We start from the raw sequence: 23,174 nt of genomic DNA, 5'->3' as shown, positions 1-23,174 counted from the left end.
ACCCTTATTATTGGGTACCTACCTGCATGACTGTCAATAAAACAATTTGCATATATAATAAGTTTCTTATTATATTTAGTAAAGTAAGGTATGCTCCTTTAACTCATAAAGCCGCTGCCTTTTATACCAATTAACCTTTTAAAAAGGAGGCCGACATGAACCTCGTTCATAAAATTGAGAATTGGGGAGATACTCATCATCCCAAAGCCCTTGATCTGGTACGTATTGCGCTGGGCGTATTTCTATTGCTGAAAGGTATAGCCTTTATGGAGAATACCGCTTACCTCAAAAGTTTGATCGATAGCCAGAATGTGGTGGACCTGACACCTGGTGTATTAATGGCGCTGGTTTACTATGTAACATTCGCGCACATGGTTGGCGGGGTACTGATAGCGGTAGGTATACTCACCCGTTTGGGCTGTATTATACAGATACCGATAGTTTTGGGCGCTGTATTTTTAACCAACATATTTCAGGAACCTATCAATGCAATGGCATGGCCATCTATTGTGGCGCTTATTTTACTGGTGCTTTTCACCATCCTGGGCTCCGGACCGATATCATTGGATAAGTATCTTTCGGAATAAGAGATTAAGACAAAAGGACTAAGGATAAAAATCCTGATCATCCTTTAATCTAATGAATCCCGGTTTAGACGATAATCAGCGAAATCAGAATAATCATCTAAATCAACGGTCAATATCCTGTCGCCAATTCATCTGCATAGCACCAGAGCCAGCGTTCGCCGGGTTCGGCGGAGATAACTACCGGGTGCCCTGTTTGCTTAAAATGTTTGGTCATGTGCGTATTGGGCGAACTATCACAGCAAAGTGTAACACCGCAGGTTTGGCAGGTACGCAAATGCATCCACGAGGAATGTGTTTTTACACACTCCTCGCAAATGTATTCCTTTGGCTGTTTGATATCTTTAATGGCCGCTAAATGCTGGCATGTTTCCTCTTCCATCATTTTAATTTTATTAAACTTCGGCCAGGTATTTATGAACAAAGCTGATAGCCATCGATCCTTCGCCTACGGCAGATGCCACACGGTTCATGGCTCCGGCACGTACATCGCCGGCGGCAAATATACCTGAGCAGCTGGTTTCTAATAAAAACGGATCGCGTTTAAGCTTCCAGATCTTACCAAAGCCTTCATAGCTACGCAGCTCGCGCCCGGTTTCAATAAAGTCCTTGTTGTTTTTGATAATATCGAGCTTGATCCAATCAGTATAAGGTTTTGCGCCGATAAAAATATACAAAGCATTTGCCACCTTTTTCTCTGTTTCCTGGGTTTTACAGTTTAGCAGCGTCAGTTCTTCCAGGCAATTGGTGCCATCGGCTTCAATAATTTCGGTATTGGGCACCAGATGAATATTGGGTGTATCTGCTATCTGATTGATCAGATATGCCGACATGGTAGCCACCAGATCATCGCGGCGGATAATGATATATACGTTTTTTGCAAATTTGGATAAGTGCATAGCCGCCTGACCTGCGGAGTTACCGCCACCAATTACATATACTTCTTTACCGGTACAAGCGGTAGCCTCGGTAGTGGCCGCACCATAATAAATCCCGGCACCGGTATAGTTGTCAACTCCCTTAACTTCCAGTTTACGGTAATCAACACCGGTAGTAATTACTACGGTGCGGCTGATTATCTCTGGCCCATCATCCAAAATAATGGTTTTGTAGCCATCTTTTTGTTTAATATCACTTACAGATTGTGGCGATAAAAATTCGGCGCCCAAACGCATAGCCTGACTTATAGCGCGCCTGGTTAAGTCGGCACCGCTTAAACCTGCCGGAAAACCCAGGTAGTTTTCAATACGCGAGCTGGTACCTGCCTGTCCGCCTGGTGCCTTACGCTCAATCAATAAGGTTTTAAGTCCTTCCGATGCACCGTAAACAGCTGCAGCCAGCCCTGCCGGGCCAGCACCAATGATCACTACGTCATAAACATCGGTCAATTGCTGCGGGCTTTTATCCAGTTTTTCGGCTATGGCCCTTATGCTTGGTTTGGCGATGTGGCTGCCATCCTCAAAAATTACCAAAGGCAGATCGTCGGTGGTCAAATTATTTAAAGTTAAAAGACCGGCGGCATCAAGATTTTTTTCGATATCAAACCAGCGGTAAGGTATCAGGTTACCTGCCAAAAAGTCTTTGATCTGGTGCGACTGCGGCGAAAACTGGAAACCTACCAGTTTAACGCCTACAAACTCAGGTACAAAGTTATTTTGCCAATCGTCTAACAGATCATTGATTACCGGGTACAATTTTTCTTCGGGCGGATCCCAGGGTTTCATCAGGTAATAATCAAGCTGCACATCGTTAATGGCTTTTATGGCAGCTTCGGTATCGGAGTAAGCGGTGAGCAAAACGCGTTTGGCTTCGGGATATATTTTTTTTGCCTTCTCTAAAAATTTCACTCCTTCCATCTCGGGCATGCGCTGGTCGCACAGGAACAAAGCAACCACATCCGAGCTGTTTTTTAGTTCGGTAAGGCTTTCCAGGGCCTCATTTGCTGATGTGGTACTCAAAATTTTGTACTCTTTACCATACTGCGACCTGATGTCGCGGCTTATGGACCGCAGTACCTGCGGGTCATCGTCAATGGAAAATATTATAGGGCGACTCATAGGGGTGTTTTTCTAAAGGTAAAATTATTAATATTTTGAGATAAGTATCAAGTAGTTAGTATCAAGTATCAAGATTTTTTAAGGCTGTATTAAAACAGAGATTGTCGTGATACTTGATACTAAGTACTTTGATACTAAAGAACTCATCCGTCAATCAGAAAACAAACACTGAATACGGTTTTGCCTGGTTCAGACTTTACTTTGATGGAGCCGCGGTGTTGCTTTACAATACGCTGTACCACTTCGAGCCCCATGCCTGTGCCTTTGCCCATTTCTTTGGTTGTAAAGAAAGGGTCAAATATCAGGCTTTGTATATCTTCGGGTATGCCAGGACCGTCGTCAACTATAAACACCTCTACAAACTCCCGATCGCGGCGTGTTTTAATGGTTAATGTGCCCTTGCCGTTAACAGACATTGCATCAATAGCATTATCAATAAGGTTGGTCCACACCTGGTTAAGTTCGCCTATCAGCGCTTTTACTTCGGGCAGGGTTTCATCAAAATCTTCAATAACGTTGATATTTCCCTTCCTGATCTTATAACCCAGCATGGTAAGCGTATTGCGTATACCAATGTGTATATCGGCATACTGTTTATCCTGCCCTCGATCCATGTGGGTAAAAGTTTTAACAGAGCTTACCAGCTCGGCGATGCGCCGGGCCGATTCCTGTATGTCACTGATCATTTTCTCAGAGATCAGCACATCACTTATCCAGTTCAATATATCAGACAGGTTTTCAGATCCAACAATCGCGTCAAGTTTTTCAAGAGTTTCTGTGCTGAAATTAAAATCAACAAAGCTTTCAACAATATCATAACCATTCTCTACCTCGTGCTCATCAAACCACTCCATTATTTCATCTTCGCGATGGGTACGTTGTTTTAAACTTAGGCGGGTTGTATTTTGCTGTGAAATTTGCTGAAATAAAAGGTCGGTGACACCGGTAACCTGGTCTGGTTCAAGTCGCATGGTAAAAATGGCCTTTACACTTTCCGGTTCCTGCTCCAGGTGTTTTTTCAAGGTAAGCGAATCACGTACAATGGCCGATGCCGGATTGTTAAGCTCATGCGCCAATCCGGCCGAAAGCTTACCCAGGGCCATCATCTTTTCGTTCTGTTGTTGCAGAGCTGTAAAATCACGTACACGGGTAGTCATAATATTAACCAGTGATTGGGTAAGCTCATAATGGTTCCTGATCATTTCAGGTATTTGCTCGGTATTAAAGCTGCGTATGTGCAACTTGCCAATAGCCTGCGCATATCCTTTGGATATTTTACCTCTTGAAAACGGAAGGTAGCCGCTAATATTACCTGGGCCAACAACTGTAAACTCACGTCTGAAACCGCCTTGCATCATAAAGAAACGCAGGCTGCCATCAACCGTGATATGAGGGCCGCTCATGGGTTCGCCGGGTTGCATAAAAAGCTCACCATCCTCAAAAATATTGTCAACACTATTATCCAACAGCCATTGCAGCTGGTCTTCTGGTACGTTATTAAATGCTTCGAGCGATTTTAGCCAGGATACGGTTACCGTTTGCATGTATTAAAATTAGCTATTATTATTCAACAGTTTAATGAGCACAATATTGCACAGTACTAAACCCGGCAAAATTGCATTTGCTAAAATACGTATGATTTTTAAATTGGGTGACTTATACCCCAATGATTTACATTAGTACGATAAATCATAAATACCGTGGCGCGATATCAGAGATGTTTTAAGCCGGAAAGATTTGAATTTGTTTTTGTATATTATTGATAATAAGAATATTGTAATTTTATTTTTAAACAAATTACATTCATATTTGTTACTTCTGCATAAAGTTTAAATTTCTGGAAATAGGAACAACTTTCCGGTGGCAACCAGGAGCCGCCACCTTGTTGTGAGGATAAAGCATTGAAGGCCTTACCATCCCTGAGAAAGCTGGTAAGAAAGATCAAACATGAGGTTGATCTGGATTTAGTTGATGTTATTGATTTAATCAGTAACTGCGCGTTCCGGAGGTGAGATACCGGAACGCTTTTTTATTATCATACGAAAAAACAACGGGATAGGTTTTCGATTTTGTCGATCAGATTAAAGATTCCGTCGAATGTACCTACTCTGATGGTTTGTAAAATGTTCTTAATATTGAGCAGATTCTAAAAAATTAAGCTATTTATACATTTTTTATCTACATTTACCTTATCAATTGTAAATTAGCTTGAATGAAACCGCTTTTGTTAAAAGTTTCTTCGGGACCCGCACATTCATTTAGTGTAAGGCGCGATGTGTTGCCCGATATCAATAACCGCTGGCATTGTCATCCAGAGCTCGAACTGATCTACTTTAAAAAAGGAGGGGGAACACAGTTTATCGGTGATAGTATTAAACAGTTTAAAGCTGGTGATATGACCCTGGTTGGTTCAAACCTGCCGCACTACTGGCGCTTTGATGATGTGTATTTTGACCATAACGGGAATGAAAAGGTAGAGATAATAGTGGTGCATTTTTGCGAAAACTTTTGGGGCGATCATTTTTTGCAATTGCCCGAAAATAAGCTGATCAAAGTTTTGCTGGAGCGATCAAAAAGGGGCTTGCAGATCAGCGGGGGCACTAAGGAGAAATTGACTGTGCTACTGGAAGATATGCTGGATACCGATGGCGCCGAAAGGATCATTATGCTGCTTAAGGCCCTCAATACCATGGCCATCAGCAATCCGGTTAACTATCTTACCTCTATAGGTTTCAAGTATGATCACAATGAATCGGAGAACGACAGGCTCAACAACATCTATGAATACTCAGTACGCAATTTCAGGAAAAAGATCTACTTGGATGAGATTGCCGAGATAGCGGGGGTGAGCTCAAACTCCTTTTGCCGGTATTTTAAATCAAAAACCCGTAAAACCTATTCACAGTTTATTATCGAAATAAAGGTTGGCTATGCCTGCAAGCTGCTGATAGAAAATAAAATGAACATCAAGCAATTGTGCTATGATAGCGGCTTCAATAATTTTTCGACTTTTCATAAACACTTTAAGCAGGTAACCGGGAAAAGTCCGCTGATGTATCAGAAGGAGTTTACCAAAAATCCATAGGGGCGATGAGTTGAACAATAGGCTATTATCACTATATTTAGCCTTCAACCTTTTTCAAATTATGATTCGCAATATTCTATTGGTTACCTACCGCAACCTGGTAAAAAACAAAATATATACTTTTATAAATGTAACCGGTTTGGCGCTGGGTATGGCGGCATTCATACTCATTACCGCTTTTGTGAATTTTGAAAAAAGCTTTGACCGCATACATCCCGATGCTGCCAACATTTACCGGGTAGAAAGCCAGTTTTATCGTGGTAAAGAGCTTACCGACAGCTGGCCAACCAGTACTAACGGATATGCCCCTGCTATGAAGGCCAATTTTCCTGAGATAGCCTCCTATGCGCGTATCAGTTGGGCCAATTCAGAGAGGGTTGTCAAATATGAAAACACCAAGTACCGGGAAGAACATGTTTGTTTTGCCGATAGTAACTTCTTTAGTTTTTTTGCATATCCACTGGTAAAAGGCGACCCACTAACCGTACTTAAAGAGGTTAACACCATCGCCATATCACAATCGGCAGCAAAAAAATATTTTGGCAATGCCGATGCCATCGGCAAATTTTTGGATGTAAGTACACTTGGCGATAAGTATCATTGCATGGTTACCGGTGTGTTTAAGGATATTCCACCTAATTCAACCATGCAGTTTAATTTCCTGATGTCCTGGTCTACTTCATCTAAGTTCATTCAGAATTTTTGGTATCAGCATGAAAGCTACACTTTTGTAAAATTGAACCACGGCGCTACCATTCAGTCGGTGGAAGCTAAATTCCCGGCATTGGCCGAACAGTATAAAACAGGCCCGTCATTAAAAGAACTGAAGTGGGCTGTAAAATTGATACCGCTTACCGATATCCATTTAAACCCTGCAAAGCCTTATGAAATAGAGGTAAAAGGCAACCGTTTCGCGGTTAATTTTTTAAATATCATAGCTTTCGTCATCCTGATGATAGCCTGTATCAACTATATTAATCTGGCAACCACCAAATCGGTTGATCGTGCGCGTGAGGTAGGGATCCGGAAGGTAAGCGGAGCACATGCTTCACAGCTTATTCTGCAATTCCTGATGGAGTCATTCATCATTAATATAGCGGCCCTTTTGGTGGGCATTATACTGGTGTTAGGAGCCCGTTACGGGTTGTTACATTATTTATCTGACAGTAATACTTATGGCCTGTTATTTAACGATGCCTTGCTGTTAAAAGTGAGTGTGGTATTTATGGGCAGTATTTTACTATCAGGCATTTACCCAGCCTTGGTATTGGCGCGGTTAAAACCGATAGTGGTACTCAAAGGGCGGTTCGCATTTTCTAAAAGCGGCATACTGCTTCGCCGGGGAATGGTTGCTTTTCAGTTTATGGCATCAGTACTGCTTATTGCGGGTACGTTTGCGGTTTACAGGCAAATTGTTTACATGAGCAGTCAAAATACGGGCGTAAATATTAACCAGACCATCGTGATCAAAACGCCGGTTAATACCAGCAATTATGCGCAAAAGATCAGTAGTTTTAAAAATACACTATTGGGCTTTTCAGGTGTAAAGGCGGTTACCGTTTCGGGCGCTGTGCCGGGTAGGGAAGTACGCGAGTTTTTAGCCAACAGGCGTTTCGGTGCCCCAAAATCTGAAGAGCGTACGTACGAGATGCTCAAGGTTGATCATGATTTTATGCAGGCATATGGCATGAAGCTGATCGCGGGCAGGGCATTTGATAAAAGCCGTCCTGCTGATTCGATCGGCGTAGTATTGAATGAATCGGCAGTACGGCAGTTTGGTTTTAGTTCGCCGGAAGATGCCGTTGGAAAAAAAGTATGGCTCGAAACAGTCGACAGTCACCCCGACGAAGTAATTGGCGTCATTAAAGATTATCATCAGCAATCGCTGCAGCAAAAATATACCCCGGTGATATTGTTTATGGACCCGACCCTGGCATGGATCCCTGCTGATTATTTTTCGGTTAAAGTGAGCCAGAACAACATGACCCAAATGGTAGATAACATTAAAAGTACCTGGAATGATAATTTCCCGGAATCGTCATTTGATTTCTTTTTCCTGGATGATTTTTATAATCGCCAATATAAGCAGGAAACACAGTTTGGCCATGTATTCACCCTGTTTTCATCGCTGGCTATATTTATTGCCTGTATCGGATTGTTTGGTTTAACCGCTTACTCGGCCGCGCGCCGTACCAAAGAAATTGGGGTGCGCAAAGTTTTAGGCGCGTCGGTACAAAGCATTATTTCGCTGCTCACCTGGGATGTGGTGAAACTGATACTGGTATCAAGCCTTTTCGCTTTGCCGGTAGCTTATATTTTTATCAGCCAGTGGCTTAATCACTATGCGTTTAAAGTAACGCTTACCTGGTGGCAGTTTGCGTTGCCCGTATTGGCGCTGGTGGTTATAGCTATAGGCACAACGTTTTATCTCACGTTCAGAGCAGCGCTTACTAATCCTACATCCTCATTGAGGAATGAGTAACGTGGCCTGACCCTCTCCTTTTGGGAGTAATAGCCCATGAAAAGGCGGAGTTTAAACTTACAAGGTTAAAAACAAATCGCAGAGCAAACTCACCCGGTCTACGCTTCGCTGGACCACCCTCTCTGCGGCTTTGCCGCAAAGAGGGTAGAGAAAAAAAGAATTAAAAATCCCCTCTATGCGCGAAGCGGAGAGAGGGGTGACAAGCGCAGCGATGTCGGGGTGAGTCGATAAATGCTTAATTTTCGCTTTATGCCTTTTCATGGGCTATTACTCTCCAAAGAGAGGCGATAAAAAGGGTGTCATGGGTAGCTCCTTCGAAGCATGGCGCGTAGGCCTCTGCGCTCAACCTTCGACGGAACTCAGGGTGACACCCTGTTTTGAACGTTCATATTTAAGTATACTGTAAACCACCATGTCCGAAATAAAAATTAAACCATTAAATAATACGCCTGAAATTCTTACCTCATTAAGTACTATGCTGATAGAAGTTGTAGCCAACGGCGGTTCGGTGGGTTTTATGCATCCCTTAAGTCCAGTTGAAGCTATTAACTTTTGGACAAACTCACTGGCTGCTGCTGATCGCGGCGAGCGCATCATCCTCGGTGCTTTTGACGGAGATGAACTGGTGGCTACAGTAACCCTGCAGCTTAGCCTGCCGCCCAACCAGCCGCACCGGGCCGAAATAGCCAAAATGATGACCCGCATCAATTACCGTGGCAAGGGCATAGCCCAAGCCCTGTTACAGGCTGCTGAGCAGTTGGCTGTTGAGCACAAACGAAGCCTGCTGGTACTTGACACCGCGCAGGACGAAGGTGCTTCGGGTTTGTATGAAAAACAAGGGTTCAATTTAACCGGTATCATTCCCGACTATGCATTGAAGCCACACAGTGGTTTAACGGCAACCATGATCTATTGGAAAAGAATTTAAGGTTAAAAGCCATGGCCTGTGTGATTCCCTCCCTCGGGAGGGTAATAGCCCATGAGTAGACATAACGGACAAATAATATTAAAAAGGGGGCTGTCACCCTGAGCTCCGTCGATGGGTCGCGCGCAGAGGCCTGCCCACCATGCTTCGACGAGCTCAGCATGACACTCTTTTTTGAACAAATGTCTAATGATGGGCTATTACTCTCGGGAGGGGGGTATTCGCGATACATGTTGCATAAATCCCTCCCTGCTTTTGCGCTCATGTCAGCCGCACCCCTCCCAAGGGCGGGATTAAACACCCTGGTCCTTAATCCTTGTTCCCAAAATCCTCGCTTCCATAACCCATGCCAAAAAAGCTTAACACTTTGATGATTTTGAGATAACTATTTAAAGCCAAACCTTTTTTCTTTGTATTACCAATGTAACCAGCTTTATAAAATAGCTATGGCCCACAGATATTGCTTAACACTTGATTTGGTTGATGATGAAGCCCTGATTGCCGGGTACGAAAAATATCATGAAGCCATCTGGCCCGAGATCCGTAAAAGCATAGTCGATTCGGGCATCACCAGCATGGAGATCTACCGTTTTGATGTGCGTTTGTTCATGATCATGGAGACCAACGACAGCTTCAGTTTTGAAAAGAAAGCGGCTGCGGATGCCGCTAATGTAAAAGTACAGGAATGGGAAAACCTCATGTGGAAATACCAGCAACCCGTAAAAGGGGCGCTGAATGGCGAAAAATGGGTTTTAATGAATAAAATATTTGCCTTGTAAACCAATTCAACTAAATAAATTATGCTTAAGAGAACTCAATTGCTATTTGCGCTGGTGCTCCTGTCCCTTTCACCGGTATTTGCACAAAAAATGATTGGCAACGAAACCGATGCCCAAAAACAAAAACGTATGGAATGGTGGACAGACGATCGTTTCGGTATGTTCATTCACTGGGGCTTATACTCTGGCGCAGCCAGGCATGAATGGGTAAAGCATAATGAAAAGATTGATAATGCCGGCTATCAGAAATATTTCGATCAGTTTAATCCTGACTTGTTCGACCCACAAAAATGGGCCAGGCAAGCCAAAGCCGCAGGTATGAAATACGCGGTATTAACTACCAAGCACCACGAAGGTTTTTGCCTGTTCGACTCTAAGTTTACTGATTACAAGGCACCCAATACCAAAGCCAAACGCGACCTGGTACGTGAGTATGTGAACGCATTTCGTGCGCAGGGCCTTAAGATAGGTTTTTATTATTCCCTGCTCGACTGGCATCACCCGGATTATACTATTGACGAGATCCATCCGCAATCGCCAAAAGACAAAAGTGATGCTTCTTATGCCGCTTTAAACAAGAACCGCGACATGGCCAAATACCGCCAGTATATGCGTAACCAGATCACCGAGCTATTAACCAAATATGGTAAAATTGATATCCTTTGGCTCGATTTTTCGTTCCCCCGTAAAGATGGTCACGGAAAAGGTAAGGACGAATGGGGCTCTGTGGAGCTGTTAAAACTGATCCGCAAACTGCAACCGGGCATCATTGTAGATAACCGCCTGAATTTGGAAGAATATAAAGATGGCGCTGACTTTGAAACTCCTGAACAAGTGAGTACCGCGGAATTGGCAAAATATCGTGGTAAAACCTGGGAAACCTGCCAAACTTTTTCGGGCTCGTGGGGCTATTACCGTGACGAAAATACCTGGAAAACACACCGCCAGCTGCTTGATCTGTTGATCACTTCAACCAGCAACGGCGGTAACCTGATACTGAATGTTGGTCCAACAGCCCGCGGTGAATTTGACTACCGTGCAACCAACGCGCTGGATAGCCTGAGCCACTGGATGCATGCCAACAATCAATCTATTTATAATTGTACTTTTGCACCAGATAGCTACAAGATACCGGAAGGTACTAAACTAACATATAATAAAGTGAACGGACGTTTATATGTACATTTGTTTGATTACCCTAAAGATGGTAAGTTAACCTTACCTGGCTATAACGGTAAAATTAAATATGCACAGTTTTTAAATGATCATTCAGAGCTTTTAAGTAAAACTGATGGGCAGAACGTAGAGTTAACCCTGCCTGTTAAAAAACCAAATTACGAGATACCTGTAATTGAATTAACGCTGAATTAGCCCCCTAACCCCCTGAAGGGGGAACGTTAGTTTGATTTCGGAGTTCGAATTGGGATTTAAAATTCTGATTCGGGAAAATTTAGAGCTTAGAATTTAGAATTTAGTTTTTCGGATTTAGAGTTTCGAATTCAGGACTTAGCGTTTCGGATTTAGAGTTTTAGAATTTAGTATATAATGTCAACACAAAAAGAAATATTTTTAAGGATACACCCACATGATAATGTGCTGGTAGCCCTGCAAAACCTGGAGCAGGGAACACCGATCACTTTTGAGGGTAACACCTTTACTTTAGCCGATCGTATTGCCGCGAAGCACAAATTCGCGATCAATGAATTAAAAACCGGTCAGGAAATTTATATGTATGGCGTACTGGTGGGTAAAGCCACCAGTACCATACCGCAGGGCGGTTTGCTGAGCACGCAAAATGTGCACCATGCTTCGGACGGTTACCGTTTGGGCGAGCGTAAATTAAGTTGGCACCAACCCGATACCCGTAAGTTTGACAGTAAAACCTTTAATGGTTACCACCGTGCCGATGGCTCTGTAGGTACTGCCAACTACTGGATAGTGGTGCCATTGGTATTTTGCGAAAACCGAAACATCAATGTATTAAAAGAAGCTCTGGTTGATAAACTGGGCTACAAAAAAGCCAAAAGCTATGAAGGCGATGTGGAGCAGTTAATGGAGCTTTACCAGGCGGGCAAATCCGTTGAAGAAATATTGAATGCCGATATCCAGGCCTCGGCAGAAAAAGCGGATTCAAAACGGCTGTTCAAAAACATCGACGGTATTAAATTTCTGAACCACAGTATGGGCTGTGGTGGTACCAAGGACGATTCTGACGCCTTGTGCGGACTGATCGCCGGGTATATTACCCATCCCAACGTGGCTGGAGCTACCGTTTTAAGCCTGGGCTGTCAACATGCGCAGGTGAGTATTTTGCAAGCCGAGATAGCCAAACGCGATCCCAACTTCAGCAAACCTATGGTGGTGCTGGAGCAGCAAAAAGTGGGTACCGAAAGCGAACTGCTGAAACAGGCGCTTAAACAAACTTTTGCCGGTTTGGTACAAGCTAATCAGAATCAGCGACAGCCCGCGCCGTTGTCCAAACTTTGTATTGGTATGGAATGTGGCGGTTCTGATGGGTTTTCGGGTATTTCGGCAAATCCTGCATTGGGTTATGTGTCCGATCTGCTGGTAACTATGGGCGGTTCTGTGATATTGGCAGAGTTCCCCGAGCTTTGCGGTGTGGAGCAGGAATTGAGTGACCGTTGTGTGGACGAGGAAACAGCTAACCGCTTTATGCAATTGATGACCACTTACAACGCGCGTGCCGAAGCGGATGGTTCTGGTTTTTACGCCAATCCATCACCCGGAAACATTCGCGATGGTTTGATCACCGATGCTATTAAATCGGCAGGAGCGGCAAAAAAAGGGGGCACATCGCCGGTTGCGGCGGTACTGGATTACCCCGAAAAAGTAACCAAACCAGGCTTAAACCTGTTATGTACCCCTGGCAGTGATGTGGAAAGTACTACTGCCGAAGTAGGTTCAGGCGCCAATATCGTATTGTTCACTACCGGTTTAGGTACGCCTACGGGTAACCCCATAACTCCGGTAGTTAAATTATCCACAAATACCGCTATGTATGAACGTATGCCGGATATTATCGATATTAACTGCGGAACGATCATTGAAGGTGAGGAAACTATTCAGCAGGCCGGTGAACGTATATTGAATTATGTGATTCAACTGGCCAGCGGCGAGGTTGAACCCAAATCGGTAAAACTGGGCCAGGATGATTTTATACCCTGGAAAAGAGGGGTGTCGTTGTAAGTGGAAGATAGATAAAGGAGCAAGGACAAAAGATAAGCGCTATCCGAAGTCTCTGACTTCGGATCACTATGCTGGTAGTTTGTAACTACCGAAAGTTTTGTTCTGATATTTCCTGTAGTCTGAAGACTACAAGCATATAAGTTCGAAGTCAGAGACTTCGAACAGCACGTGACGAAATATAAAGAAACTCCCTCTTTCCGCCGCAGGCGAAGAGAGGGATGTCAAGCGCAGCGATGACAGGGTGAGTCGACTCACCTATGAAAAATAAAAAAAAGAATAACATGTTTAAACTAACCAATAAATCGGTAGTGATCACAGGCGGTGGCAGCGGCATAGGTAAAGCTATGTCGGTATTGTTTGCGCAGCAGGGCGCTACCGTTCATATCATCGAACTAAATGACAAGGCCGCGGCCGAAACCGTTAGCGAAATTGAGGCAGCCGGCGGAAAAGCCATCGGTTATGCCTGCGATGTAAGCAGTCAGCAGCAGGTAGTGGATACTTTTAACAAAATAGGTAAGATCGATATCCTGATCAATAATGCGGGTATCGCCCACATTGGCAGGGCTGATAATACCAGTACCGAAGATTTTGAGCGTGTATTTAATGTAAACGTAAAAGGCGCGTATAATTGTCTCTTCGCGGTGATCCCGGTGCTGAAAGCCAATGGCGGAGGGGTGATATTGAATACAGCATCTATCGCGGCCAGCGTGGGTATTACCGATAGGTTTGCTTACTCCATGAGTAAAGGAGCTATACATGCCATGACGCTTTCTGTAGCGCGTGATTACCTGCATGGTAACATCAGATGTAACTGTATTTCGCCGGCACGCATTCATACACCATTTGTAGATGGGTTTATCGCCAAGAATTACGCCGGTAAAGAGGATGAGATATTTGAAAAATTATCCAAAAGTCAGCCTATCGGAAGGATGGGTCGATCTGAGGAAGTTGCGGCCCTGGCCCTGTATCTTTGCTCGGACGAAGCCGGTTTTATTACCGGTACCGATTATCCTATCGATGGTGGATTTATCACTTTGAATAATTAAATTCTAATTCCTAAATATTAAACTCTAAATCTTAATAAAATCCCGTATGAAATTGATACGATTTGGCGAAAACGGCAAAGAGAAACCAGGAGTGATCCTTAACGATAAAAAATATGATGTATCTGCCTTTGGCGAAGATTATACCGAGCAGTTTTTTGAGACTGACGGTGTGGCTCGTCTGGCTGCATTTATAAAAGATAAACAACTGCCCGAAGTTGCCGATAGCGTACGCTTAGGCAGCCCGATTGTGCGTCCTTCAAAAATTGTATGCATCGGTTTAAATTATGCCGATCATGCTAAAGAAACTAATGCTCCCCTGCCACCAGAGCCGGTGATATTTATGAAAGCCACCACCGCTATTGTGGGTCCTAATGATAATATCGTGATCCCTAAAAATTCGGTAAAAACCGATTGGGAAGTGGAATTGGCTGTAGTGATCGGCAAAAAAGCATCATATGTTGATGAAACCGATGCGATGAACTATGTAGCCGGTTATGTGCTGCATAATGATGTATCCGAGCGCGAATTTCAGCTGGAGCGTAACGGCACCTGGGACAAAGGAAAAGGTTGCGATACCTTTGCGCCGCTTGGCCCGTTTTTGGCTACACCCGATGAAATTGCCGATCCGCATAACCTGCGTTTATGGTTAAAGGTGAACGGTAAAATCTTGCAGGATGGTACCACCTCTAACTTTATTTTTAATCTGCCCCATTTAATTTCCTATACAAGTCAGTTCATGACCTTGTTGCCGGGCGATATTATTTCAACAGGTACACCCGCAGGTGTTGGCCTGGGTATGAAACCGCCATTTTATTTAAAACCGGGCGACGTGGTTGAATTGGGCATCGATGGCCTGGGCGAATCAAAACAAAACGTGGTAGCTTATGCCTAAAATTGATGCGCACCAGCATTTCTGGATATTTGACCCGGTTCGTGATAGCTGGATCAATGATGAAATGCTGGTGATTAAACAAGACTTTTTACCAACCGATCTGCTGCCTGTACTACAGCAGAACGGCATTGATGGTTGTGTAGCTGTGCAGGCCGATCAATCCGAAAAGGAAACCCAGTTTCTGTTGGAAATGGCTGCCTCCAATCCTTTTGTAAAAGGTGTAGTGGGCTGGGTTGACTTGAAAGCAGATAACCTGGAGGAACGGCTGGAGTATTTTAAGCAATTTGATAAACTCAAGGGCTTTCGTCATATTTTACAATCGGAGCCTGACAAGCAGTATATGCTGCAACCGCGTTTCCAAAAGGGAATCGCCAGTCTGCAGAAGTACGGCTATACTTATGATATACTGATATACCCGGAACACCTGCCTTATGCCGCATTGCTGGCCGGAGGCTTCCCCGATCAGAAATTTGTGCTTGACCACCTGGCTAAACCACATATTAAAGATCAAGACATTCATAATTGGCAAAAAGACATCCTTGCTTTAGCCAAACACCCCAATGTTTACTGCAAAGTATCGGGCATGTTAACTGAGGCCGACTGGAACTCCTGGAAACCCGAAGATTTTACACCTTACCTGGACGTGGTGTTCAACGCCTTTGGCATCAACCGTGTGATGTTTGGATCTGATTGGCCCGTATGCCTGCTGGCCGGTGGCTATGAAGGCACCATGCAGGTGATCAATCATTATTGCTCAAAACTTTCGGCAGCAGAACAGGGCCTCTTCTTGGGTGAAAATGCTACACTATTTTACAATTTATAAGCCTGAAATTCAAAATGATACGCCATTATCATTTTGAATTTTTTTGTTGCTAAATAAAATAAAAGTACGTAACTATGTACTGTGGCAGCAATACGGTGATCATCTATAGCTGATTTGCAGATATACTTCTGTTTACCGTTAACCTACCTTATATTGTTAACCAGGCCTCTGCAGTTAACAGAAAGCTTTTGACCAATTATTTGTAACCCATAGCATAATAAAAGTGTAATATTTTGTGTTTGTAAGAATTATGGCACATAATTAGCTATAAAATTATTTGATGGTGGCTAAATCAGGAACAAGGTAATTTATTGCTTTGTTTGTTGTTGATAACCAGCGTCATCAAGCAAATTTATTTAAGAAAAAGTCATGTATATTATTTTATTAGAAGTTACCGCCCTGCTTGCCGTAATTATTCTTCCGTTATTGGTTGTACGAAAAAAGTTCAGGAAAAGATCAAAGCCCGTTTATAAGATTGATACCAATACCGAGTATGCCCGCTATGCTATCAACGAAGATGGTTTCCTGGAAGAAATTAATGTAAGCAACTTATCAAAACACAGGCATTAGTATTCATTATACCTCATGCAAAAAGCCATTGTTATTAAACAATGGCTTTTTTGTTTTTCGCAGGTTGGTGTATGTTATCTTTAAAATCCTCCTTCGTCCGCGCTGGGGCCGTAGCTGCCAGGTATGGGCACATTCAACAAACGTAAATAAACGCCCATTTGTGCCCGGTGATGCACGGTTTGCGAATAAGCCATCCTGATCACTTCGGCTTTTGTCCGCACACTGATAACTTTACCGTCGTAACGTAAGGTCCAGCTCTTTTGCAGATCCTCATCACTGGCTTGCGCTAAATGAGTTTTTCCGCTGTCGAGTGATTTTTCAAAAAATCCTAATACACCTTCTGTATTAGGATGAGGCTCAAATTTATAGGGGTTATGCGCAAGGTCAAGTTCATCGGTGGTAAGGGCCATAGTTACCCAGCCTGGTATTTCGGCAATGTGATTGGCCAGGCGTTGTACGGTCATGCTCTTTTCATGCGGCTGCCATTCATATTTATCATTGGGTATAATGGCCAGCATTTTACGGGTTGTTTGAGCTTCCAGCTCCATTTCTTTTAGTAATGCGGTGATGGTTGACATGATTATCGTTTTAAATATTTACTGTTCTTGTTTGATGATTCAAAGTAACAAACAGCTGGTGACAGCCTTATGTCAGTAGGTTTTTATAAATGAAAAAAAGTATGAAAAGAGGGGTGTCACCCTGAGCTCCGTCGAAGGGTCGGGCGCAGAGGCCTATCCACCATGCTTCGACGGAGCTCTTTGACAACCTTTTTTAGCGATAAGACAGACAGGGTTGCCGCCTCAAAACACAATTGATATTATTGATATACCAATTATTATCATGAAACCTATACTCTTTTGTCTCTTATTGCTGTTCCCGGTTATGTGTATGGCGCAAAACCCGGCAGCTGATGGTTTAACCTGCGAATACCTGACCAATCCGGTAAGCATCGATATCGTGAGCCCGCGCCTCAGCTGGAAGATAAGTTCCACCCAGCGTAATACCCTGCAGCAGGCCTATCATATCAGGGTAGCGACCGATGCGTCTTTTTCCGCAGCCAAAACAGTTTGGAATACGGGCAAGGTGAACGCCGATTCCTCCATCCTCATTACCTATGTAGGAACTCCGCTAAAACCGGCTACCCGCTATTATTGGCAGGTAAGGGTTTGGGATAACCATAACCACGCATCAGCATGGAGCAAACTGGCTTATTTTGAAACGGGTATGTTTTCGCCTGCCGACTGGACAGCCACCTGGGTTGAACCTAAACAGGAGCCTCTGCGCAAAATACCGGCAGCCATGCTGCGCAAACAGTTCAGCGTAACCAAAAAGATCGTATCCGCCCGGGCATACGCCACCGCGCATGGTTTATATGAACTATACCTTAACGGCAAAAAAGTAGGCGACCAGGTGCTTACCCCCGGTTGGACCGAGTATAAAAAGCGCCTGCAATACCAGGTGTATGACATTACCGCCATGCTGCAACAAGGTGATAATGTAGTAGGAGCCATGCTTGGCGACGGCTGGTTCCGCGGAACTACAGGTTATATCAACCAATGGGGTTTCTGGGGTAAAAAGCTGGGCCTGCTATGCCAGTTACAGATCACTTATGCCGATGGTGCCGTGCAAAACATTAATACTGATGGTTCATGGAAGGGTACCAATGAAGGGCCTGTGCGCCTTGATGGTATTTATGACGGCGAAAGTTACGACGCCCGCAAAGAGTTACCCGGATGGGCCAGCAAAGGTTTTAACGATGCCGGCTGGGAACCCGTTGATGAGGCCAGATTTGATAATAAAATACTGGTAGGGGTACAAAGCGTACCCGTACACAAAATACAAGAGATCAAACCTATTGCTATATTTAAAAGTCCAAAAGGTACACAGATTGTTGATTTTGGGCAGAATTTGACCGGCTGGGTGCGTTTAAAAGTAAGCGGCAGTGCGGGGCAAATCGTCAGGATCCGCCATGCAGAGGTACTGGATAAATTTGGAGAGTTTTATACGGCCAATCTGCGCGCGGCTACGGCAACTATCAACTATACGCTTAAAGGTGGTGGGGCCGAGGTATTTGAACCACACTTTACCTTTATGGGCTTCCGGTATATCGCGGTGGAAGGTTTTCCCGGTGAGTTGAAGCCGGAGAATTTCACGGCTATGGTCATTCATTCAGATATGCCGGTTACCGGACAGTTTGCTTGTTCCGATACCATGATCAATAAACTGCAGCATAATATCCAGTGGGGGCAGAAGGGTAATTTCCTGGATATCCCTACCGATTGCCCGCAGCGCGACGAGCGCCTGGGCTGGACTGGCGACGCGCAGGTGTTTTCGCGCACGGCGGCCTTTAATATGCAGGTAGCGCCATTTTTTGCCAAATGGATGAAGGACGTAGCCGCCGATCAGTTCCCGGCAGGCGGGATTCCCTTTGTAGTACCCGATATTTTGCAAACCAACCAAACCACATCGGCAGGCTGGGGTGATGTATCGGTTATTGTGCCCTGGACCATGTACCAGGTGTATGCCGATAAACGCATCCTGCAAACCCAATACCCCAGCATGAAGGCTTATGTTGATTATATCATCAAAAAATCTGGCGATAAATATATCTGGCACAACGGCAGCGTTTTTGGCGACTGGTTGTTCTACCGCCCGGGCATCTATGATTTTTCGGAGCCCAACGGCTATACCAACCCCGATCTGATAGCCACCGCTTTTTATGCTTACTCTTCCAAACTTCTAAGTGAGTCTGCGGGCATATTGGGTAATACTGCCGACGAAAAATACTACAAGGGGATATATGAGCAGGTTAAAAAGGCCTTTATTCGTAATTATATCACCCCAACAGGCCGCATTTTTGCCGACTCGCAAACCGGCTATGTACTGGGCCTCAAATTTGGCCTGGTACCCGACAGTCTGAAAGCCAAGGCCGCCGCTTACCTGGTTGAAGATGTACGCAGCCGAAATAATCACCTGTCTACCGGTTTTTTGGGTACGCCTTATCTGTGCCAGGTGCTGTCGCAAAACGGCTATAGCAATGTAGCTTATGATCTGCTGCTGCAAAAAACATATCCTTCATGGCTGTACCCGGTAAAAATGGGCGCTACCACCATCTGGGAGCGCTGGGATGGTATTAAAACCGACAGTACTTTTGAGGATAAAAGCATGAACTCCTTTAACCATTACTCGTACGGCGCTGTTGGCGACTGGATGTACCAGCAAATGGCGGGTTTACAATTGGGCAAGGCAGGTTACAAACACATCATTATTAAACCCGAACCTCACCAAAAGATCAGCTTTGCTAAAATAACGTTCCAAAGCATGTATGGGCAGGTATTATCGGGGTGGGAAACAAACAATGGCACTATGCAGGTCCACGTAACCATACCACCAAATACCACCGCCGATGTGACCCTGCCGCGGGCACATGCCGAAGAGATAAAGCTCGACGGTAAACCCATCGCTCCGGATACGGCACATGCAGTTGATGACGGCGTTACCATCAGCGTTGGTTCCGGGGATTATATCTTCAGTTATCCCTGGATAGAGATAAAAGAGAAAAAGGTAGTCACAGCGACGATGTAAGAGAAAGGGGATATGAAATTCAATACCGCTGCCTGTGTCCTCACAGGCAGCTTGCATTAAAATTGCCTGTGAAGACACAGGCAATGGAAAGAAAAAATGATTGTTAAAAGTGAGATCTCGTGTGCGATTCCTTCCTCCGGGAAAAAGAGGAAGAGTGTTCTAAAATTTGCATTTTATGCAAGGTATAAAACCCCTCCCTACCTTTGCGCCCATACCAATTGTACCCCTCCCGTAGGAATGGGACTTGGAACGGGGTTATAATGCGCATGGAGCTATGAAATTTATTTTTATATTAGTTCAAAACAGATAATCATGCTCAAAAAAGGCGAACATATTGATGGCACCCCTGCCGAACTGCAGGCCCTGCTTAACCAGAACGCGGAAGCCAATGAATTTTTTGAAAGCCTTTCCAAATCGTATAAACAAGGGTATTGTGATTGGGTAGGATCAGCAAAGCAGGAAGATACCCGTAAAGTGCGGGCCGATAAAGCGCTCATTATGCTGCTCAATAAGCAAAAGACCCTGAAAACTTAATAGGGTTTCGGTATAGGAAGAATTTTAAAAACAGAGGTCTATGCGATTCCTTCCCTCGGGAAAGGGGTTTATGAACTTTGTAAGTTTATACCGGGTGTAAAAACCCCTCCCTGCCTTTGCGCTCAAGCCAACCGCACCCCTCCCGTGGGGCTACTGTGTGGACACAAGTATGCTATAAAAGTTCGATTTTTGCGAAATGGATGAACCTATAAATTCGAACCCTGATTTTAAGGGAGCATTTGGCGATAAACGGATAGAAAGGCGTGCGACTGATGCATTAAGGAAGCTAACCACGGGCCGTAATAGTAGTTTACGACAGATCACAGAAACAGATGCAGAACAAAAAAGCTTCTATCGTTTGTTTAACAACGAAAGTTTCAGCGAAAGCGCTATAGAAAAAAGTATAGTTGATCGTTGCCGGAGATTAAGTTCGGGCCGCCATTTATTGTGTATACAAGATACCACAGAGTTTAACTTTTCATCCAAGCGGGGACGAATTAAACCTAAAAGTGGATTAGGAACTACTTCAAGGGATGATATTCTGGGCTTTATGTTGCATAGTAGTTTAGTAGTTGATGCAGAGCATAGTCATGCATTGGGCTATTCTTATATTAAAACATGGGAAAGGCCCGCAGATACTCCGGGGAAACATGATCGTGATTATCAGCATTTACCTATCCAGGAAAAAGAATCTTATAAATGGATAGCGGCAGCCAATCAGAGTAAAGCGTTATTGGAGCAGGCAAATGCGATAACCATCGTTGCAGATCGGGAAAGCGACATTTACGATCTGTTTGACGTAGTTGAAAAAGACAAAGTACATTTACTGATCCGCTCTAATCATGACCGGTTGATAAGCGGGAAATTAAAGCTAAGCGGTTGCCTGAATGCCTTACCTGTTATGTATAGTTATGATCTTGCTGTAGCGGGCGATATCAGAAAGGCCAGCAGTAAGCGTATTGTTCGAATGGGGCTAAAATGGGCTAAGGTTGAGCTTTTAAAGCCGGTTTCCTGCAGAAATGAACAATTGGCAAACGTTCAGGAAATATATGTGGTAGAGGCAGCTGAACAAAACAAAGGTATTTACTGGCGGATATTAACCACACATGAAGTAACAACAGCCGAACAGGCCTTGCAGATCATTTGCTGGTATAAAGAGCGCTGGCATATTGAACAGATCCACCGTTTACTTAAAACAGACGGCTTCAGAATCGAAAAATCTCAACTGGAACAAGGTTGGGCTATACGCAAACTTACTTTGTTGGCGATGATGGCAAGTCTGCGTATCCTGCAGATGATGCTCGCATATCAGGATGATAATGAACAATCTATAGATGAGGTATTTGATCACCAGGAACAAAAATGTTTACAAATGATAGCCAAAAAGTTGGAAGGGGCAACAGAGAAGTTAAAGAACACGGCAAAAGTAAACACCCTGAAATGGGCAACATGGATAATTGCACGCATAGGTGGTTGGAAAGGGTATACTTCTCAAAGAAAACCAGGCCCGATCGTCTTGCAAAAGGGCCTGGCTAAATTCTATAACGTTTATGAAGGATGGCTACTCTATCAAGATTACAACTAAAAGATGTGTCCACACAGTAGCCCGTGGGGAGGGAACTAAAAATAATATAAGATCAAAAGGGGAAGCCCGTGCGATTCCTTCCTTGGGGAAGGGGAGGAAGGGGTTTCTTCGATTTGCAAATTTATGCTGGGCGAATAAACCCTTCCCTGCATTCGCGCTCATGTCAGCCGCACCCCTCCCGTGGGAGGGAACTAAAATAGATTCAATATTCATTATTACCTGCTCCCATCACTTCTCTTGAAACTGCAAAAAGTAAAATTCTGCCTGGTGTTAAATGGCGTCTGATGATCTTCGGTTATACATCTCAACTTTTCAAAAGAATCTGCAAATAGTGTGGTCATCGAGGTTTCAGAATATTGCTTGATCTCCAGACCGCTGCATTTGGTTGGGCCATTTTCTGAAAACGTTCCCAGTACCAGGTACCCGCCCGGATGAATGGCATCTTCCGCTATGGATAGGTAGCGGGTTATTTTATCTCCGGTAGTTAAAAAATGAAAAGCAGCCCGGTCATGCCATACGTGATATTTTACAGGCGGTGTAAACTCGGTAACATCTAATACTATCCAGTGCACTTTGGCGGCATTGGCACCTAATCTTTTTTGGGCCTTTTCGATAGATGCCGCGGATATATCCAGCACCCATATATTCTGATAACCTTTATCCAGCAAAGCATCCACCAACCGGCTATCGCCTCCACCAATATCAATGATATTGGCCGACAGATCTACCTGCAGCGATTCCACAAAATCCATCGAAGTTTTGGGATAGGTTTGAAACCAGCTTACATCATCCTCGGCTTTGGTACCGTATACATTTTCCCAATGTCGTTTTTCGGGAGTGCTCATGGGTGTTATGAATTAAGCATCAATATTAATGAGCTTTTTTCAATTTAAGGAATTTTAATTCGTTAAAGAAAATATAGGTAGCCAGCGAAATCTTCCCATGCGTCACGAGCGCAGCAATCCCCGATTGGCAAGTCCGCTCTGTAAATAGGGGATTGCCACGTCGTTCCTCCTCGCA

19 protein-coding genes are annotated in these 23,174 nt (G+C 44.1%); 14 read left to right on the top strand and 5 right to left on the bottom strand.

Annotated elements, in window-relative coordinates:
- Positions 1–155 precede the first annotated feature (155 nt).
- Positions 156–587 carry a DoxX family protein gene (locus ACNURT_RS20570; protein ID WP_419699326.1) on the top strand — a complete coding sequence of 144 codons (432 nt, stop codon included), beginning with the start codon at positions 156–158 and terminating at the stop codon, positions 585–587.
- A 109-nt stretch (positions 588–696) separates the two neighbouring features.
- Here ACNURT_RS20570 and ACNURT_RS20565 read toward each other — a convergent pair whose 3' ends face one another.
- The 3 genes from ACNURT_RS20565 to ACNURT_RS20555 all read right to left on the bottom strand — a co-directional run bounded on the left by ACNURT_RS20565 (position 697) and on the right by ACNURT_RS20555 (position 4,185).
- On the bottom strand, positions 697–969 hold the full coding sequence (locus tag ACNURT_RS20565) for a UBP-type zinc finger domain-containing protein (RefSeq protein ID WP_419699325.1): 273 nt from the start codon (positions 967–969) through the stop codon (positions 697–699).
- Positions 970–979: 10 nt separating this feature from the next.
- Positions 980–2,641 carry an FAD-dependent oxidoreductase gene (locus ACNURT_RS20560; protein WP_419699324.1) on the bottom strand — a complete coding sequence of 554 codons (1,662 nt, stop codon included), beginning with the start codon at positions 2,639–2,641 and terminating at the stop codon, positions 980–982.
- 143 nt (positions 2,642–2,784) lie between these two features.
- A complete protein-coding gene (locus ACNURT_RS20555) occupies positions 2,785–4,185 on the bottom strand; it encodes an ATP-binding protein (RefSeq protein ID WP_419699323.1) in 1,401 nt (466 codons plus the stop codon).
- A gap of 668 nt (positions 4,186–4,853) precedes the next feature.
- Here ACNURT_RS20555 and ACNURT_RS20550 point away from each other — a divergent pair.
- The 10 genes from ACNURT_RS20550 (at position 4,854) to ACNURT_RS20505 (ending at position 16,450) form a co-directional block, all read left to right on the top strand.
- Entirely contained in the window at positions 4,854–5,726 is an 873-nt protein-coding gene (locus tag ACNURT_RS20550) for an AraC family transcriptional regulator (RefSeq protein ID WP_370996055.1), read from the top strand.
- Positions 5,727–5,787: 61 nt separating this feature from the next.
- Positions 5,788–8,208 carry an ABC transporter permease gene (locus ACNURT_RS20545; RefSeq protein WP_419699322.1) on the top strand — a complete coding sequence of 807 codons (2,421 nt, stop codon included), beginning with the start codon at positions 5,788–5,790 and terminating at the stop codon, positions 8,206–8,208.
- A 412-nt stretch (positions 8,209–8,620) separates the two neighbouring features.
- Positions 8,621–9,136, top strand: coding sequence for a GNAT family N-acetyltransferase (locus ACNURT_RS20540; protein ID WP_419699321.1), 516 nt, complete (start codon positions 8,621–8,623; stop codon positions 9,134–9,136).
- Positions 9,137–9,579: 443 nt separating this feature from the next.
- Positions 9,580–9,912, top strand: coding sequence for an L-rhamnose mutarotase (locus ACNURT_RS20535; RefSeq protein ID WP_419699320.1), 333 nt, complete (start codon positions 9,580–9,582; stop codon positions 9,910–9,912).
- Positions 9,913–9,933: 21 nt separating this feature from the next.
- Complete coding sequence (locus ACNURT_RS20530; protein ID WP_419699319.1) at positions 9,934–11,283, top strand: alpha-L-fucosidase; 1,350 nt, start codon at positions 9,934–9,936, stop codon at positions 11,281–11,283.
- Between the two features lie 174 nt (positions 11,284–11,457).
- Positions 11,458–13,119 (top strand): UxaA family hydrolase, encoded by a 1,662-nt coding sequence (locus tag ACNURT_RS20525; protein ID WP_419699318.1) that lies wholly within the window; start codon positions 11,458–11,460, stop codon positions 13,117–13,119.
- 281 nt (positions 13,120–13,400) lie between these two features.
- Complete coding sequence (locus tag ACNURT_RS20520) at positions 13,401–14,165, top strand: SDR family NAD(P)-dependent oxidoreductase (RefSeq protein WP_419699317.1); 765 nt, start codon at positions 13,401–13,403, stop codon at positions 14,163–14,165.
- 46 nt (positions 14,166–14,211) lie between these two features.
- Positions 14,212–15,057: a fumarylacetoacetate hydrolase family protein gene (locus tag ACNURT_RS20515; protein ID WP_419699316.1), complete on the top strand. Its 846-nt coding sequence runs from the start codon at positions 14,212–14,214 to the stop codon at positions 15,055–15,057.
- Positions 15,050–15,880, top strand: a complete 831-nt coding sequence (locus tag ACNURT_RS20510) for an amidohydrolase family protein (protein WP_419699315.1) — start codon at positions 15,050–15,052, stop codon at positions 15,878–15,880. Before ACNURT_RS20515 ends, ACNURT_RS20510 begins: the two co-directional genes overlap by 8 nt.
- Positions 15,881–16,249: 369 nt before the next feature.
- Entirely contained in the window at positions 16,250–16,450 is a 201-nt protein-coding gene (locus tag ACNURT_RS20505; protein ID WP_076373622.1) for a hypothetical protein, read from the top strand.
- Between the two features lie 80 nt (positions 16,451–16,530).
- Here the strand turns inward: ACNURT_RS20505 and ACNURT_RS20500 are convergent, their stop codons facing one another.
- On the bottom strand, positions 16,531–17,028 hold the full coding sequence (locus ACNURT_RS20500) for a DinB family protein (protein ID WP_419699314.1): 498 nt from the start codon (positions 17,026–17,028) through the stop codon (positions 16,531–16,533).
- 262 nt (positions 17,029–17,290) lie between these two features.
- On the opposite strand from ACNURT_RS20500, the gene ACNURT_RS20495 reads away from it, so the two are divergent.
- The 3 genes from ACNURT_RS20495 to ACNURT_RS20485 all read left to right on the top strand — a co-directional run bounded on the left by ACNURT_RS20495 (position 17,291) and on the right by ACNURT_RS20485 (position 22,154).
- Entirely contained in the window at positions 17,291–20,035 is a 2,745-nt protein-coding gene (locus tag ACNURT_RS20495) for a family 78 glycoside hydrolase catalytic domain (RefSeq protein WP_419699313.1), read from the top strand.
- A gap of 312 nt (positions 20,036–20,347) precedes the next feature.
- On the top strand, positions 20,348–20,569 hold the full coding sequence (locus ACNURT_RS20490) for a YdeI/OmpD-associated family protein (RefSeq protein WP_419699312.1): 222 nt from the start codon (positions 20,348–20,350) through the stop codon (positions 20,567–20,569).
- A 196-nt stretch (positions 20,570–20,765) separates the two neighbouring features.
- A complete protein-coding gene (locus ACNURT_RS20485; protein WP_419699311.1) occupies positions 20,766–22,154 on the top strand; it encodes an IS4 family transposase in 1,389 nt (462 codons plus the stop codon).
- 215 nt (positions 22,155–22,369) lie between these two features.
- On the opposite strand, the gene ACNURT_RS20480 is transcribed toward ACNURT_RS20485, so the two are convergent.
- On the bottom strand, positions 22,370–22,999 hold the full coding sequence (locus ACNURT_RS20480) for a class I SAM-dependent methyltransferase (RefSeq protein WP_419699310.1): 630 nt from the start codon (positions 22,997–22,999) through the stop codon (positions 22,370–22,372).
- Between the last annotated feature and the right edge of the window lie 175 nt (positions 23,000–23,174).

It is taken from the genome of Mucilaginibacter sp. NFX135, from assembly GCF_048565145.1.
In the GTDB taxonomy this organism is placed as follows: Bacteria; Bacteroidota; Bacteroidia; order Sphingobacteriales; family Sphingobacteriaceae; genus Mucilaginibacter.
This window is presented reverse-complemented; position numbering and strand designations above follow the sequence as displayed.